The organism is Acidobacteriota bacterium, assembly GCA_016715115.1.
Taxonomy (GTDB): Bacteria; Acidobacteriota; Blastocatellia; order Pyrinomonadales; family Pyrinomonadaceae; genus JAFDVJ01.
In genome coordinates this window covers 875,009-891,374 of the sequence record JADKBM010000004.1, presented here as the reverse complement: position 1 = coordinate 891,374, position 16,366 = coordinate 875,009, and the positions used below count along the sequence as shown (strand labels likewise).

11 protein-coding genes are annotated in these 16,366 nt (G+C 54.3%); 4 read left to right on the top strand and 7 right to left on the bottom strand.

The features are described from left to right. The first annotated feature begins 102 nt into the window (after positions 1 to 102). Both IPN69_06095 and wecB read left to right on the top strand, forming a co-directional pair. Positions 103 to 2,892 carry a nucleotide sugar dehydrogenase gene (locus IPN69_06095; protein ID MBK8810291.1) on the top strand — a complete coding sequence of 930 codons (2,790 nt, stop codon included), beginning with the start codon at positions 103 to 105 and terminating at the stop codon, positions 2,890 to 2,892. An 89-nt stretch (positions 2,893 to 2,981) separates the two neighbouring features. After that, positions 2,982 to 4,067 carry a UDP-N-acetylglucosamine 2-epimerase (non-hydrolyzing) gene (gene wecB / locus IPN69_06090; protein ID MBK8810290.1) on the top strand — a complete coding sequence of 362 codons (1,086 nt, stop codon included), beginning with the start codon at positions 2,982 to 2,984 and terminating at the stop codon, positions 4,065 to 4,067. 260 nt (positions 4,068 to 4,327) lie between these two features. Here wecB and IPN69_06085 read toward each other — a convergent pair whose 3' ends face one another. Together IPN69_06085 and IPN69_06080 are read right to left on the bottom strand one after the other, a co-directional pair. Next, positions 4,328 to 4,666, bottom strand: a complete 339-nt coding sequence (locus IPN69_06085) for a rhodanese-like domain-containing protein (GenBank protein ID MBK8810289.1) — start codon at positions 4,664 to 4,666, stop codon at positions 4,328 to 4,330. A 52-nt stretch (positions 4,667 to 4,718) separates the two neighbouring features. Beyond that, complete coding sequence (locus IPN69_06080) at positions 4,719 to 6,113, bottom strand: amidophosphoribosyltransferase (protein ID MBK8810288.1); 1,395 nt, start codon at positions 6,111 to 6,113, stop codon at positions 4,719 to 4,721. A 47-nt stretch (positions 6,114 to 6,160) separates the two neighbouring features. Between IPN69_06080 and IPN69_06075 the strand changes: the two genes are divergently transcribed. Next, positions 6,161 to 6,343 carry a hypothetical protein gene (locus IPN69_06075; GenBank protein ID MBK8810287.1) on the top strand — a complete coding sequence of 61 codons (183 nt, stop codon included), beginning with the start codon at positions 6,161 to 6,163 and terminating at the stop codon, positions 6,341 to 6,343. A gap of 307 nt (positions 6,344 to 6,650) precedes the next feature. Here IPN69_06075 and IPN69_06070 read toward each other — a convergent pair whose 3' ends face one another. The 4 genes from IPN69_06070 to fahA form a co-directional block, all read right to left on the bottom strand. Beyond that, entirely contained in the window at positions 6,651 to 6,875 is a 225-nt protein-coding gene (locus tag IPN69_06070) for a hypothetical protein (GenBank protein ID MBK8810286.1), read from the bottom strand. Then, positions 6,868 to 9,072, bottom strand: a complete 2,205-nt coding sequence (locus IPN69_06065; protein MBK8810285.1) for a methyltransferase domain-containing protein — start codon at positions 9,070 to 9,072, stop codon at positions 6,868 to 6,870. Before IPN69_06065 ends, IPN69_06070 begins: the two co-directional genes overlap by 8 nt. Positions 9,073 to 9,186: 114 nt before the next feature. Continuing rightward, a complete protein-coding gene (locus tag IPN69_06060; protein MBK8810284.1) occupies positions 9,187 to 11,862 on the bottom strand; it encodes a TonB-dependent receptor in 2,676 nt (891 codons plus the stop codon). Positions 11,863 to 11,888: 26 nt separating this feature from the next. After that, positions 11,889 to 13,157, bottom strand: coding sequence for a fumarylacetoacetase (gene fahA, locus IPN69_06055; GenBank protein ID MBK8810283.1), 1,269 nt, complete (start codon positions 13,155 to 13,157; stop codon positions 11,889 to 11,891). Positions 13,158 to 13,508: 351 nt separating this feature from the next. On the opposite strand from fahA, the gene crtI reads away from it, so the two are divergent. Beyond that, positions 13,509 to 14,987 (top strand): phytoene desaturase, encoded by a 1,479-nt coding sequence (crtI, locus tag IPN69_06050; protein MBK8810282.1) that lies wholly within the window; start codon positions 13,509 to 13,511, stop codon positions 14,985 to 14,987. Here crtI and IPN69_06045 read toward each other — a convergent pair. Beyond that, the gene (locus tag IPN69_06045; GenBank protein ID MBK8810281.1) at positions 14,984 to 16,057 is read right to left on the bottom strand and encodes an ankyrin repeat domain-containing protein; all 1,074 of its coding nucleotides are present in this window, start codon (positions 16,055 to 16,057) and stop codon (positions 14,984 to 14,986) included. The genes crtI and IPN69_06045 overlap by 4 nt on opposite strands. Between the last annotated feature and the right edge of the window lie 309 nt (positions 16,058 to 16,366).

The following is a 16,366-nucleotide window of genomic DNA, read 5'->3' as shown; positions in this document are numbered from 1 at the left end:
TGACTAACAAAACTCCATAACTTAGATTAAGATGTTGATGCCCCGCCTCGAAGCCAGGCAGTTTCCGGCCAAAACATAAATAACATCTTATTAATTAGAGAAATGATAAAAGACGAACTTAACAATCTCATCGCCGAGAAGCGCGCGCGGATCGGCGTCATCGGACTTGGTTATGTCGGACTTCCGCTGATAATCGAATTTGCGCTGAAAGGATTTTCGACAACCGGATTCGAAGTTGACGGAAAAAAGGTCGATTCGCTTAACGGTGGCGTCTCGCACATCGTTGACGTGCCTTCGACGGACGTCGAAAAGGCGATCGCCGCCGGCAAGTTCGGCGCGACGACGGATTTCAGCCAACTCAAGGCCTGCGACGTGATCATCATTTGCGTCCCGACGCCGCTCCGCAAGACGAAAGACCCGGATATGTCCTACATTCTTGCGGCCGGCGAAGAGATCAAGAAATACGCCCGCCGCGGCCAACTAGTGATTCTCGAATCGACGACGTACCCCGGCACGACCGATGAAGTCCTGCAGCCGATGATCGAAGAAGCCGGGCTCAAACTCGACGAGGATTTTCTACTCGCATTTTCGCCCGAACGCGTCGATCCCGGCAATCCGCAGTTTCAAACGCACAACATCACCAAGGTCGTCGGCGGAGTCGGAAAGGATTCAACGGAAGTCTCGACGCTGCTCTATTCGCAGATCGTCGAAAAGGTACATCCGGTCAGTTCGGCGCGCGTTGCCGAGGCCGCGAAACTGTGGGAAAACACATTCCGCGCGATCAACATCGGAATGGCCAACGAGATGGCAAAGGTCTGCAACGCGCTCAACATCGACACCTGGGAAGTCGTCCGCGCGGCGGCGACAAAACCCTTCGGCTTTATGGCCTTTTATCCGGGGCCGGGCATTGGAGGTCATTGCCTCTCGGGAAAAGAGACGGTTATTGTTCGTGACGAAAACGGGAGAAGGATCGAGAACCTGCAAGAGCTCTTCAAGAGTGAATCCTCCAAGAATCGAGTGAGGAGATTTGATGTCCACGGAAGCGATGTGATTTACAAACCAGGTCTTGAGGCTCTGTCGGTCAATATGGAAACAAACAAGCCTGAATGGAAGCCGGTTCAGTACTTGTTCAAACGCGACACGGACGCAGAATTAGTTAAGGTTACAACGAGCGATAACCGCAAGCTGACAGTCACCGATTTACATCCGATGCTTGTTGTCAACGCAGACGGAAAGCTCGTTCAGGTCTTTGCGAAGGACTTGAAGCCAAACGATCGCTTGCCGTTACAGAATCGTCAGATACAAACCGCGAATTGCAAACGCGTGTTGATTGATGTGATCAAGCTGATTCCCGAAAATCTTGCCAACAAAGTTCGAGTCGTTCTTAGCGACACCAATTTGGTCCAGTATCGTGAAAAACTTCGAAAGCATCTCAGTTCGGAGAAACTCTGGGAATTGTCGAAAGTCAACTATCTCAGTCTGGCGGATTTCCGACAGGCAGAATCGGAACTTGGAATTGACCGAAGCGACGTAACGTTGAGGATTGGACGTGGCCCGTCCTCAAGTTCTTTTCCGGCGGTTGTTGAACTAACTTCAGATCTTTGTCGCTTGATCGGCTATTATCTCGCCGAAGGGTGTGCGACGAAAGAGAAAGGAAACGAACGGATAAGGTTCAGTTTCCATCGTCTTGAGACCGAATTCATCGACGACGTTCGTCAGATTCTGAACCGTGAGCTTGGCGTAAAAAGTTCGGTTCACGACTCAAGAATCCATCAGGTTACACACATTCGCGTCGCGTCCGCGTTGTTTGGGTGGTTTTTGGTTGAAGTCTTGCAATGCGGAAGACGATCGACGGAAATGCAGATTCCCGACGCGCTGCTTGATCTCCCTGAAACGCACAAAACCGAACTATTGAAAGGATTGCTGCGCGGCGACGGCGATGTCTACGTAAGCTCCGGGATGAATAGGTATGAACGAAATGGTCGCATCTACAATCACAAGAACACAAGCGCTGAAATAGGTTATTTTTCAAGCAGTGAGAAACTATTCCAACAGGTTGTCTTCTTGTTGCAGGAACAAGGATTCACTCCAACTTTCAAACGTGTGAAACCCCATCTACAAATGAAGGGTCGGGATCAGATTGCGCGAATGGCGGACTGGCTTGGAGAAAAAGGCTCGAAACTCCAAACCTATTTTTCGAACAGTTTGCGCTCGACAAAGAGCAAGACTTTCAAAGTGATCGGCGATTTGATGACCGTTCCTGTCAAATCTGTCGAAATCATCAAGAACATCAAACCAACCGAGGTCTTTTCGATCGAAGTTGAAGGGAACCACACTTTCGCGACAAGTTACGGGCTTTTTGTCCATAACTGCATTCCGCTCGACCCGCATTACCTGAGTTGGAAGGCGCGCCAGCACGGATTCGATTCGCAGTTCATCACGCTTGCCGAACAGATCAACTCGGGAATGCCGCGATACGTCGCGGGGCTCGTGCGCGATGCGCTCAACGATCATCAGAAATCGGTCAAGGGCTCGAAGATTCTGATCCTCGGCGTCGCGTATAAAAAGGACATCGACGATATGCGCGAGTCGCCGGCGCTTTCGGTCATCGATCTGCTTCGCTCGCGCGGCGCGGACGTCGTCTACCACGACGCCTTCGTCCCGGAGGTAACGTTCGATCACTCGTATCACATCGGCGTCGGCGATCCGCTCTACAATCTGGATCTGACGGACGAACTTCTCGAATCGGCCGACTGCGTCGTCATCTGCACCGAGCATTCCGAAGTCGATTACACCCGTGTCTGCCGCCTGTCGAAGGTCATCGTCGACACGCGAAACGCGCTCAGCGAAGACATCAGAAATGGCAGCAGCGCGAAGGTGATCCGTCTTTGATTTGGGATTTGTGATTTCGGATTTCGGATTCGACTTGAACGACGAAATCCGAAATCCGAAATCACAAATCGGAAATTTCCAAACGCGTTATGAGTAAGATCCTCAACATTGTCGGTGCCCGGCCGAATTTTATGAAGATCGCGCCGATCCAGCGCGAGATGCAGCGGCGGAGCAACGAGTTTCAGCCGCTCATCGTTCATACCGGCCAGCATTATGACGAGGCAATGTCCGATTCGTTCTTCCGCGATCTTGGAATTCCCGCGCCGGATCATCATCTCGAGGTCGGCTCGGCGTCGCATGCGGTTCAGACGGCGCGGATAATGATGGCGTTCGAGCCGGTCGTTCTCAAAGAAAAACCCGATTGGGTGCTGGTCGTCGGCGATGTCAATTCGACCATCGCCTGTGCGTTGGTCTGCGCGAAACTCGGCGTCAAGATCGCACACGTCGAGGCCGGACTCCGTTCGCGCGACCGATCGATGCCGGAAGAGATCAACCGCATTCTGACGGATTCGATCTCCGATCTGCTGCTCACAACCTCGCAGGACGCGGACGAAAATCTAAGACAAGAAGGCGTCAGCGCCGACAAGATCAGGTTCGTCGGCAACGTGATGATCGACTCACTCTACTACAATCTTGAAAAAGCCAAGCAATTGAAGATTCGCGAGAATCTGGGATTGACCGAATACGCGGTGACAACGCTGCACCGTCCGTCGAATGTCGATGAGCCCGAAATCCTCGGCGGATTGCTTGACGCGCTCCGAGATGTTTCGAAACGGCTTCCGGTCGTTTTTCCCGTTCACCCTCGGACGCGCGCGAACATCGAGAAATTCGGATTCGAAAACAAGATCGCCGGTTCCGGAGTTCGATTGATCGATCCGCTCGGTTATCTGGATTTTATGAATCTTTATTCGGGCGCACGGCTCGTTTTAACCGATTCCGGCGGTCTGCAGGAAGAAACAACGGCGCTCGGAATCCCCTGCCTGACGCTCCGCGAGAACACCGAACGTCCGATCACGATCGAGCTCGGAACCAACGTCCTTGTAGGTACGAACCCCGACAAGATCCGCGCCGCCGCGTGCGAGATCCTCGAAAATTCATCCAAAAAAGCCCCCGGGATCCCGCCCCTCTGGGACGGAAAAGCGGCCCGGAGAATCTGCGACGCGTTGTTGGGTTAGTTAGTCGATTCCAACCGTGGGAAACGGAGTGGCCCAATTGGCCGAGCAACGACCCGCGTTTCTGCATTACCAATGAAAAAGACCGAACGAAACAACTCGTCCGGTCTTTCATTTTTCTTGTGGTCAAACTACTTCTTGTCGCCTTCCATCGGATAGCCGGCGGTTTTCCAGGCTTGGGTTCCGCCGACAAGTGCGTATGCGTTTCCGATTCCTTTCTTTTTGAGTTCAGCAACCAAACTGGCGCTGGTATGTTCGGACGGTCAGGAACAATAGGCGATGATCTTTTTGTCCGTCGGGATCGATTTGTAGCGCATCTCGAACGCTTCCATCGGCATATTGACAGCGCCCTTGACGCGTTCCGTCTTGAACTGGACTTCTGCGCGCGTGTCGACGAACGTCGCTGTCCCGGCGTCGAATTCCTTCTTTGCTTCGGCCAGCGTCATTCGCGGAGCGTTGTCTGCCGGATCTTCGGACTTCGGCGTCGCTGCGGCCGGCGCCGGCGTTGCCTTTTCGACCTTAGGCCCGGCGGCTTTTTCGCATCCGGCCAATGCCCCAAACGCGAACACCGCGACGACGAGAATCAGATAAAATTTCCTCATTGATTTCCTCCTTGTATTGATCGGTTCCGCCCGGTCGGCAAAACTCGAAATTCTATTTAGCGCTATTGGCCGCCGCGTTGGCAACCAGCGTCGGATACTTTCCCGTCCAGCACGCGGTACAGGTCGATGCCGAGTCGATCCCGATCGCCTCCTGCATTCCCTCAAGCGAAAGATATGCGAGCGAATCCGCCTCGACGTGCCGGCAAACTTCCTCGACCGACATCCGCGCCGCGATCAACTCCGCCTTGCTTGGCGTATCGACGCCATAGTAGCAGGGCGAGATCGTCGGTGGACAAGATATACGAAGATGAACCTCTTTCGCTCCTGCCTCGCGGACCATCTGGACGATCTTCTTCGAGGTCGTTCCGCGGACGATCGAATCGTCAACCAACACAACGCGGCGGCCGCTGATCAGATCTTTGATCGGATTGAGTTTGAGGCGAACGCCAAATGATCGGATGCTCTGCGACGGCTCGATAAAGGTCCGCCCGATGTAATGATTTCTAATAATCGCCTGGCGGAAACTGATCCCCGATTCGGCGGAATAACCGATCGCCGCGGCGACTCCCGAGTCCGGAACCGGCACGACGATGTCGGCCTCGACCGGATTTTCGACGGCAAGCCGTCGTCCCATCAAATGCCTCGACTGATTCACCGATCGGCCGAATATAATCGAATCGGGGCGCGAAAAGTAAACGTGCTCGAAGGAGCAAACGGACGCGTTTTTCGGTTCAAACGGAAACGACGAATCAAGTCCGTTCTTATTGATGACCAGCATTTCGCCGGCGCCGATCTCGCGAACCATTTCGGCGTCCATCAAATCGAACGCACAGGATTCCGACGCGACGCACCACGCATCTTTCAATTTCCCGAGGACGAGCGGTCGAAACCCGCGCGGATCGCGGACTGCAACGAGCGAATCGGGCGTCAAAAACAAGAGCGAAAAGGCGCCCTCGGTTTCACGCAAAACTTCACGAATGGCGTCGATCGCGGTGTCGGCAGTGGTCCGCGCGACCGAATGCAGGATCGTCTCGGTGTCAGAAGTCGAAGAGAAGATCGCACCGCCGCGTTCAAGTTCCTTTCGCTTTTCGTTCGCGAACGGCAGATTCCCATTGTGGCAAACCGCCAGCTGTCCGTGTTGGCAGGTGACCGAAAACGGCTGAACTTCCTTGATCGTGTTGCGGCCCGAGGTCGAGTAGCGCGTGTGACCGATCGCGCTGTTTCCATTGAGTTTCTTCAATACGTCTTCGGTCAAGACGTCGGCGACCAATCCGACTGAACGAAACTGATGAAGGTCTTCGCCGTCGCTCGACACGATCCCGCACGCTTCCTGGCCGCGATGCTGCAGTGCGAAAAGTCCAAGCTGCGTCAGCGTCGACGCTTCCGGATGCCCGAATATGCCGAATATGCCGCATTCTTCGTGAAACTTGTCGAGAACCAAATCCATTCGGACTCTATTTTGCCACGAACGAGCTGGAATTTGCGATTTGCGAAGTGCAATTTGCGATTGATTTGGGGATTCCAGGATTCCAGATATTCCAGGGATTCCAGGATTCCAAGGATTCCAGGGATTCCAGGGATTCCAGGGATTCCAAGGATTCCAGGGATTCCAGGGATTCCAGAGATTCCAAGGATTCCAAGGATTCCATGATTCCAAGGATTCCAAGGATTCCATGATTCCAAGGATTCCATGATTCCAAGGATTCCATGATTCCAAGGATTCAATGATTCCATGGATTCTATGATTCCAAGGATTCCATGATTCCATGGATTCTATGATTCCAAGGATTCTATGATTCCAGAGATTCCAAGGATTCCAAGGATTCCATGATTCCAAGGATTCCATGATTCCAAGGATTCCATGATTCCAAGGATTCCATGATTCCAAGGATTCAATGATTCCATGGATTCTATGATTCCAAGGATTCTATGATTCCAGAGATTCCAAGGATTCCATGATTCCAAGGATTCCATGATTCCAAAATTACATCTGTTCAGAGGCAGCTCTGGCACCAATGGAATCCCTGGAATCCCTGAAATCTCTGGAATCTCTGGAATCCTGGAATCTCTGGAATCCTGGAATCCTGGAATCCTGGAATCCTGGAATTCTGGAATCCCTGGAATCCTGGAATCCCTGGAATCCCTGGAATCCTGGAATCCCTGGAATCCCTGCAATCTCTGGAATCCTGGAATCCCTGAAATCATCCAACGCCGAGCGCGTGGGCGAGGCGGTTGAGAGCAACAAGCAGATGAGCGTCGCGGATCTCGGATTCTCGTTCGATGAGATCAGCCAGCGGTATGAATTTCAAATCGGATGTGCCGAGTTCGTCCGCGTCGATCTCGACCGCCATCGGATAAACGATCTCGGGAGTGATCCCGGCGCTTGTAAAGTATGCGCCTCCGAGTTCCCAAACACGTTTTGCCGGAACCCGAAAATCCATTGGAAACCTCTCGCGGACGAACGGTTCAAGATCGAATTTATGCTTGATCGATCGCGGCAGCCGCCAGGCCGGAACGCAGGCGAGACGCGAGTTTCCAGTGAAATTTTGCGGTGCCGGAAGGTCACGGATCTCGATTCCGACAATAATCGACGCATCGCTCTTGATAAAGGGAATCGCCGCGACGGTATTCTTGCTGAATCGTTTCGGAACTATGAATTCCAGTTCATCTCGCGCGAGTTCGTTCGCGCGCGAGTCGAACTCTCCAAAATCGCCGCGATGATGTTCAAGGAAGTCCGGCGCCTGAACATCGACCGCCTCAAATACCATATCGTGTCCGATTGTGAGATCCGGTTCGATCCTCCCGCTGAACACTTGGTTCGACGGCCCCAGCGCACCGCCGATCCACGCTCCCGGCGAATGTCCGAGCTGACGCAAGAGACGATAAATGTTGATCTCGAGCCGGGCGTCGAACATACCGCCGACGTGCGATGCGCGCAGGACCTGGAGCGCATCGAGCTCGCGAACCGAACCGGCGCTCTTGAATTTCGTATAGTTGTCGATCGCGTGCGGCTCGTTGTTCCAACCGCTTATCTGCACGAGGTGGCTCTCGACCCGTTCATCGATTCCGCCAGGCGAAGTGAAATAGAAATTGGGTTCGCTGATCGAGACGATTTGCGTTGATGCAAGCCCCGCTCTTTCGTGCAAGACTTCTGGAATTATCTCGTGAAGTTCGTCAATCCCCGATCCCGAATCTGAAAGGGCACTGATCGGTTCGGTGATGTAACCCGAAAATCGCGCGCGATTCAAATTCGGAACGTCGCCGATCGCATTGACGATCGGCCGCGGAAAGTCCTTTTTCGCAAGCACGAAAAGTTGACCCGATTCGCTCTCGAACCACGGAAGAAGATCGATCGTCTGATTCGGGCGTTCGGCGAGCTCGAAAATCTGGCCGCTCGTCCGATGCCGGTAAAACTTCAGATTCAAAAATCGCGGCGCATTGCCGGATTTCCGGGTTTCGGCGAGTTTGACGCCTTCTCCGGGTCTTACCTTTTCGCCGACGATAAGAAAATTGGTCGGCGGAAACGTCAATGCGCCAACTGAACGATCCGCCAGAAAGAACTTGCCGACGAACCGGTTTTCGACGATCCACGGATTCCAGAGCGGCATCGAAACGACGATCCGCAAGCTCTCCGAGCGAAACGCGCGCTCAAAGTCATCGTGCGAAAAGTACGTGTACTCTTCGAGCAGTTCCGGTGCCCAATGATCGCGATAGTCCTTTCGCAAAACGAATTCGGCCGCATAACGGAGTGTTGTTTCAAATCGAGCGAACCCAGCGCGCGGGGATGCCAAACGCGCGAAGGGAACTCCGGAATCGCGGTTCAGGCTGCATCGAAAATCGCGGGCGAAAACGTCAAACAATGCCGCCGACGAGAGTTCCGGGATAGCGCCGGTTTCAGCGCCGTCGCTCGTCGGGAGATCCAGAAACACCGTCGATTCAGCTTCATCGGGTACGACGAAATCGCGTATGATCAGAACTCCGCCGGTCTTTAGCTGCGCGACCTGATTGCGGAGCGTCCTGTCGATCTCGGAAACATTGAAATCGTTGAAACTCGTGACGTGATGAAGTACGGACGAATCGAGAATTCCGTCCAGCGACTCGGTTTCGAAAACCCGATCGGCGATATCGCCGACGACGAATTCGAGATTCTCAGCACGATAGTGGTCCTTCGAGTAATTGACCGTCACCGGATTGATATCGACGCCAACAAGCTCGAGTTCGCGATACAACCGGGCGAGATCGAATGTCCCGCTCCCCGAACCGGAACCCATATCGGCGATCTTGCCGTACGCCGGAAAATGCGCGGTTGTGAGCGCGATCTTCTGCCGCATCGAAGCGTCCATTCCGGCGAAATACTCCTCGTATTCGGAAAGCGCTCCGCGGGCTTGGTTGGAGTATTTATTCATTCGTCCGAATCTCTTAGGCAAAACAAAACTTTCAATTATCAGCCATCAGCTATTCCGGAATAACCGGCAACAACTGATTATGAATAACCGAAAAACGACAATCGATCGTCGCCGTTAGAACTTGTATCGATATTGAACCTTGAAACTGCGGCCCGCGCCGTCGATTCCCCAACTCGGTTTTCGGTTGAACTGGTCGAACATATTCTCGAAACTCCAGTTGATCTGCGATTTTTCGTTGATCTTGAATCCGCCGCGCAAATTGAAAAGCGCGAACGACGGCAAATAGGTGAACAACGGCGCGGAATCGACGCCGACGCCGAGAATGCGGTTCTGAACCTGAAGAATCGTTTCACCCGTCGCGAGCAAAGTCGTTTCGTCGCCGGTTCCGCAGCGCCCGTCGGGGTTGTTCGTCAATCCCCTGACGCAGGCGCCGCGGCGGAAAAAGTTCTGGATCTGGGCGCGCGTCCGCGTCGCGCCGGTGCGGCGGTCGCCGAGGTCGAGCGTGGAGAAACGATCTTGTTTCTGCGCCAAATTCGAGTAGAACTCGAACCACATATTCGTTTTCGGTTCGTACCGCAAACTGACAACACCTTGCGGCGGCGGCGTTCCGCCTTCGATGTTCGGCGGAAGGCCGGTGACTTCGTCTGCGGCGTGGATGAAAGTGTAATTTCCGCGAAATTCAAGTTTTTCCGTGATCTTCGTTTCGACCTCGTATTCAAATCCGTATAGCCGGGCCGACGTAAAGTTGCTGCGGACAAGAACCGGTGCCGTCGAAAGCGAGACGAAGACGGTCCCGTTCGGGCGCTGGCTGGTGATTGCCTGATCGCCTAGAAACCGGCCGACCGAGCCTTGCGGAAGAATCAGCGCTTGTTTGGTGATCGTGTCTTTCAGTTGCAGATAGAACACCGTAAAGTCGGTGTCGAAACGTTTGTTGGAGTAACGCAGACCGACGTCGAACGTGTTCGAATATTCCGAGCGCTGACGCGAAACGGGGAGTCCGGTCGAAATCGCATTGGCGCTCGCGTCCGACCCGATCGTTCCGCCGAGATCGATCGCGGAGGTGTAATCGACCTCGAAGCCGTCGCCCGTCAGTCCGAGCGTCCCGAGATCGGTCATACTCGGGTAGCGAAAACCACGCGTATAGTTGAACGCAAGATTGAATCCCTTTGCGAGTTTCGCGACCATTCCGATGCGGCCCGAGAAATCGGCGACGCGGAGCGAGTCGTCGTTCCACAGGCGAAAGCCGTTGACGATCGGGCTATCCGCGGCACGCGCGCGGTACGAGCCGACGTTGTAGCGAACCGCGCCGCTCAGTCGGAGTCTATTCGGGATCGCATCCCACGCATCCTGAATGAACAAGCCGCCGCTGATGAAACGGCCTTCATCGGGCACCCGCGGACGTGAAAGGAAAAATGTCGAGTTTACAGGGTTGAAGGTAAACGCGGGCGAGTTGATCTTTTCGAAATAGTAATCCCCGCCGAAAAGAAATGAATTCCGCTTCGGCAGTTCTTTTTCGAGGAAAAAACTGAATCCGGTCGCGGTTGTGCGTTCGTATTGATTGGTAATCGTCGCAGCCGGGTTTCCCTGTCCACCCTGATTGATCCGTTCTTCGCGCTGACTATTGTATGAAAGCGTGAACGATGCCGAATCGAAAAAGCCGAAATCCTGTTTCACGAATCGGATGTAGGCGAAATCCTGCATCAGATTCTTCAAGTCCGCGATGAGGTTTCCGTCGCCGCCGAGAAGTTGGTCGTAGCGTTTGCCGTCGTCCTGTTGGCCGCGCTGGTACTTGACGATGAAGGTCGAATCCGGCCGCGGCGCGTAGTTGAGCCTGAGCGAGCCGCCGTATTGCGAAAACTCGGTATCGGGCAATCGGTCACCGAGAATGCTCGAAGGCAGGCCGAGAAATCGCGTCACCGCCGCGTGCGAATCGATACCGTCCGACGTTCGAAGCGTGCCGACACGCCGACCGATCAGATTGACGCTCCCGCCGAGTTTGTTCGTTCCGAAGCTTAGATTCAACGATCCGAAATAACTGCGGTCGGCGCTTGTGTAACCCGTCATCAAGTCGCCGTGCAGTTCGTTTTTGTCGGATTTGAACGCGGGCGCGCGACTAACCAGATTTACTGTTCCGCCCAACGAATCTGAGCCATACTGTGCCGAATTGGCGCCGCGAAGAATCTCGACCGACTGAAAATTCGACGCGTCGTTGAGATTGAAAAACGTGCTGATACCGCCGCGCTGTGCTGAATTGGTGAAACGAACACCGTCGATGTACACCGAGACGTTCTTGCCGGTCAGTCCACGAACCGCGATCGCGCCGATCGTCGGGCTTGTTCGCTGAAATGAAACTCCGACTTCTTCGTCCGCGAGCTGCGCCAGCACCACCGGAGACTTTTGGTTCATTCGATCGGAACCGATCAGAGTGACGGCCTGCGGCACGTTTTCACGACTTTCGGCACGTCCGGTTTCGGCGGTGACGGTCACCCGCGTTTCATCGACCTGAAGAACGATCTCGAGCGTTTGGCCCGGTCCGAGTTCCTGTTCGTACGGCGCGAATCCGGCTTGGATCACTCTCAACAAACAGTCCTGGCCGCCGACGTCGAAGCTGAATTCGCCCGCCGGATTTGTCACGGCTGTGCGCTTTGTGCCGTTTTGACATTTGATCGACACGTTTGCGCCGGCGACGGCTGCGCCGTTCGGGTCCTTGACGGATCCTATGATCGCATTTGCCTGGGCGATCGCACCAAGCGTTAAAAGCAGCAGAAGAAATCCGGCTCGCAAAGTCATAAATCAAGAATCCCCTGATCGTCCAGTTAGTCTGACGGCAAGACGCGACCGCGGCATTCGCCGAATCCGATTCGCCTGAAGCCTTCCCGCTCGCAGAAACCTCTCATTATCACATCGTCGCCATCTTCGAGAAACCGTCGGGTTTCTCCGGACGGCAACTCAATCGGCTCCGTTCCGCGCCAGGTCAGTTCGAGCAAACACCCTCGTTCGTCCTTCCCGCGTCCGGAAACCGTGCCGGTCGCCATCAGGTCGCCGGTTTGGAGATTGCAGCCGTTCGACGCGTGGTGCGTCAGCATCTGCGCGATCGTCCAATAAAGATCTTTCATATTCGACCGCGAAAGTCTGAATGGTTCGATCAATTCGGAACGCATTTTTTCCGTTTGGATGAAGACCTCGAGATTGATATCAAAACCGCCGCGGCTATTGTTTGCTTCGCCGTTTAGATAATCAAGCGGCTGCGGATCGTTCGCGTCGCGCTCGAACGCCGGAACGCGAAACGGTTCAAGAGCTTCTTTTGTCACGATGAACGGCGACAAGGTCGTCGCGAAGTTCTTTGCGAGAAACGGCCCAAGCGGCTGATACTCCCACGCCTGAATATCACGCGCGGACCAGTCATTGACGAGGCAAAGTCCGAAAATATGATCTTCGGCATTTTCGATCGGTATCGATGTTCCGAGATCGTTGCCCTTGCCGACGAAAAATCCGACTTCCATCTCGTAATCGAGGTTGCGGCACGGCACGAAGATCGGCGGCGCGTCGGCGTCGGCCCGATTCTGACCCTTCGGGCGTTTGACATCGGCGCCTGAAACGATGATCGAGGACGCCCGGCCGTGGTATCCGATCGGGATGTATTTGTAATTCGGAAGCAGCGGATTGTCGGGACGAAACATCGCGCCGACGTTGGTGGCGTGGAATATCGAGCAATAAAAATCGGTATAGTCGCGGATCTCAAACGGCAAAGCGAATTTCGCGGTCACGATCGGCGTCAGAAAATGATCGCGGATCAGGTTTCGGCCCGACTCTTTCGCGTCCACGGAAAGCGCGCCGATAAGGCCAGCGCGAACTTTCGGACTCGCCGCGAGTTCGAGATCGACCTTTTCAAATCCGTCCGCGAGAAAGCTGTTGTAAAACGGCTCGAAGTCGAGGATGAAGTCGCCGATCGCAATTCCGATCTGCAGGTCATTTCCTTTGTAATACTTGCAGACCGGGAGATTTTGAAGAGGAAAATCAGAATCGGGCCGGTTTGCCGACTCGATCCAGCTTTGAAGATTCGGATCGTGTGTTTCGTTTGTCATAGTCAAGCTCCGAACGTCATTCGTGCGTGCGGAGACTGCTCACGCTTTGCACCGAAGAACCCAGACGGAAACCTTATTCTAACACGAACGCGCCCGGTGAAAAGCGCGCGGGGAGCTTGCGAAACAAGGAGCGGTGAGCCTATTTACTGCAGTAAAAAGGACATTTCTTGCAGGCCTTGCCCTTCTTATACTTTTTACAGCACTTCTTTTTCGTTTTCATAACTCTCCTAATTAGACTGACTATGAAAGTCGTTTTCATTAAAGAGATTATTGCAATCGCCTCGGTTTGTCAAAACCATTGATTCAGAACCCGAATTCCGGAATCGACCGGTTGAGTTTAAGATAGATGCGATGAAAAAAATCGTGGTCATCGGCGCCGGTTTGGGCGGACTTTCGGCGGCTTGCCGCTTGGCAAAGTCCGGGTTTTGCGTGACCGTCGTCGAAAAGAACGGGACTCCGGGCGGAAAGGTCAATTACTTCGAATCAAACGGCTTTCATTTTGACACCGGCGCATCGCTCGTGACGATGAAGCACGTTTTTGAAGAGTTGTTCGAGTTCTGCGGACGCTCGCTCGACGATTATCTGATTTTTGAAAGGCTTGACCCGATCTGTCGTTACTTCTGGTCCGACGGAACACGCTTCGACGCTTCCGGCGACGCGGAAGAGACTGAACGACGGATCGCCGTGGTCGAACCCCGCGATGCGGCCGGCTTTCGCGACTTTCTTGCCGATTCACGCGACAAGTACGAGGTCGCCGAGCGGACTTTTCTCAAGCATAATCTGAGCGATATGTCGGAGATGTTCACTCGTTCGAATCTCGGCGATCTGTGGAAGATATCGGCACTGCGTTCGCTCGACTCGCACGTCGGACGCTACTTCAAATCAGCAAAGATGCGGCAGTTGTTCGATCGTTTCGCCACCTATAACGGTTCCTCGCCATACAAGGTGCCGGCCACTTTTTCGTTGATCCCATATGTCGAATTCGGTCTCGGCGCGTGGTATCCGACGGGCGGAATCTACGGGATACCGACGGCGATAACGAAACTGGCCGCCGAGATGGGCGTTGAGATCAAACTGAATTCGGAAGTCGAAAAGATCGTCGTTGAAGACGGCAAAACGAAAGGCGTCGATCTCGTCAACGGCGAGACTCTCGAGGCGGATTTCATTGTCGCGAACTCGGATGCGATCGATACGTACCGGAATCTCGTTTCGAGCCGCGACTATCCGTTGAAGAAACTCGACCGCATCGAGCCGTCCTGCAGCGGATTCGTTCTGCTTCTCGGAACGAACGTCAAGTTCCCGCAGTTGGCGCATCACAACATCTTCTTCTCCGACGATTACCGTGCCGAGTTCAGATCGATGTTCGACGAGTTGCGTCCGTCAAAAGACCCGACGATCTACGTCTGTGCGACGTCGCGTACGGATGTGACGCAGGCGCCCGAGGGCTGCGAGAATCTCTTCATACTGGTCAACGCGCCGTATACGAGCGAGCGGACCGATTGGTCGCGCGAGGGGCCGCAGTATCGCGATCTTATAATTTCGAAATTGGAACAATTCGGACTTGAAGGACTCAACCGCTCGGTCGTCGTCGAGGAATCGATCACGCCGGACGACTTTCGGATCCGATACCGCGCGAACCGCGGATCGATCTACGGCGTCTCGTCGAACGGCATCTTTTCGGCGTTTCTCAGGCCGCGAAACAAGTCGCGCGAAGTCGAAGGATTGTATTTCGCCGGCGGCACAACTCATCCCGGCGGCGGAATGCCGCTGGTGCTGATCTCGGGACGAATGGCCGCCGAACTCGTTCTGCGCGACGCCGCGCCAAGTTAATTGACAATCGCGCCGTAACGCTCGAGAAGCCTTTCGATCTGCGGATTTGTCGTCAGATCCCAAGCGGTCTCGCCTTCCTTGTCCTTTAAATTCACGTTTGCGCCGGCGATGAGCAGGGCTTTGACACTCTCAACATTGTCCTCGTCCGCGGCCTCCATCAGGGCGGTCCGCCCGCGCGAGTTCCGGGCATCGATATCGTCCGTTTCCAAGATCAGGATCTTCAGCACCTCGGGGTCGGCGTTTCGCGCCGCGAGTATCAGGGCGTTGTTTCCCTGACGGTCGGTCAGGTCGACCTTCGCGCCGTATTTGATCAGGGTTCGCACGACCTCGACATCGGCGTCATCGTCGATGCGCATCAAAGGCGTCTGACCCGCCTCATCCCGTGCATTCACGTTGGCGCCGAATTCGAGCAAGATCTCGACGATCCCAGCATTGCCGTTTTCCACCGCCAGAAACAGCGGCGTTATTTCGCCGTAACCATCGTCCTTGGAATTGACGTTCTCTCCGGTGCCGATCAATTGCTTGACGAGGTCGGAATTATTGTCTGAAACGGCGCGAAAGAGCGGGCCCGAGTATTCGGCGTAGGCGACGATGCCCATCGTCACGAATACCTCGGGCACCTCCAATTCAATATTCGCGGAGCTCGAGCTATCTTCCCGAACGTCAATATCAATCGAACGTTCCTTGAACGCCGCCGCCGCAACCTCCAACCTGTAACTTCCGGGATCGACATTCGAAAACCCATACTCGCCTTCTTCGTTGCATTGGGTTCGGAGTCTCGCTCCATTCGACACGCCGGTTAGGGTCACCTGAGCATTGGGAATTGCCGCGCCGTGAATATCGGTCACGGTGCCCGAAACGAGTTGCGACTTGGCCGCCGCAACAGGCCGATTTTCAGGTGTCTTTGCCGCCGACAGTCGGTCGTTGTTTCGGCCGGTCAGGGCCGGTGTTCCCTGCGCGAACGCCAACGTCGAGAGCGTCAGCGATGCGCCCAGAACGCCCGCCGCGAATCGCGCGCGGCTGCGCTCGTTCCTCACACAGATCGAGTCGGCCAAGTTTTTTTCTGACATAACTTCTCCTGAACGCAAACGTAGAAACGTCTTTGCGCTATGCAAAAATGAAGGTCGTAAAACCAGTTGTTTGAATTATTTCGGCGTGTTCAGCACCCGCGCCGTCGTCTGACGAGTTACAACTACCTTGATGCATCCACATTTTGATTTGGTTGCAACGCGGGCGAAATTTATTCGAACGCCAGTCGGAAGGGCGTAAGTTCTTTTTGCAATTGGTTTTTGCTAGACTGTAGGGGCTCTCCAAAGTCAAAGACTCGTCCGGCCGCCATAGCCGGCATTCAACGTGATTTTTGGGTTGCGGCAACGAAT

Bases quoted from the DNA above. Each gene is read 5' to 3' on its own strand.
- IPN69_06095 (MBK8810291.1), top strand. From the start codon at position 103: ATGATAAAAGACGAACTTAACAATCTCATCGCCGAGAAGCGCGCGCGG.
- wecB (MBK8810290.1), top strand. From the start codon at position 2,982: ATGAGTAAGATCCTCAACATTGTCGGTGCCCGGCCGAATTTTATGAAG.
- IPN69_06085 (MBK8810289.1), bottom strand. From the start codon at position 4,666: ATGAGGAAATTTTATCTGATTCTCGTCGTCGCGGTGTTCGCGTTTGGG.
- IPN69_06080 (MBK8810288.1), bottom strand. From the start codon at position 6,113: ATGGATTTGGTTCTCGACAAGTTTCACGAAGAATGCGGCATATTCGGC.
- IPN69_06065 (MBK8810285.1), bottom strand. From the start codon at position 9,072: ATGAATAAATACTCCAACCAAGCCCGCGGAGCGCTTTCCGAATACGAG.
- IPN69_06060 (MBK8810284.1), bottom strand. From the start codon at position 11,862: ATGACTTTGCGAGCCGGATTTCTTCTGCTGCTTTTAACGCTTGGTGCG.
- fahA (MBK8810283.1), bottom strand. From the start codon at position 13,157: ATGACAAACGAAACACACGATCCGAATCTTCAAAGCTGGATCGAGTCG.
- crtI (MBK8810282.1), top strand. From the start codon at position 13,509: ATGAAAAAAATCGTGGTCATCGGCGCCGGTTTGGGCGGACTTTCGGCG.
- IPN69_06045 (MBK8810281.1), bottom strand. From the start codon at position 16,057: ATGTCAGAAAAAAACTTGGCCGACTCGATCTGTGTGAGGAACGAGCGC.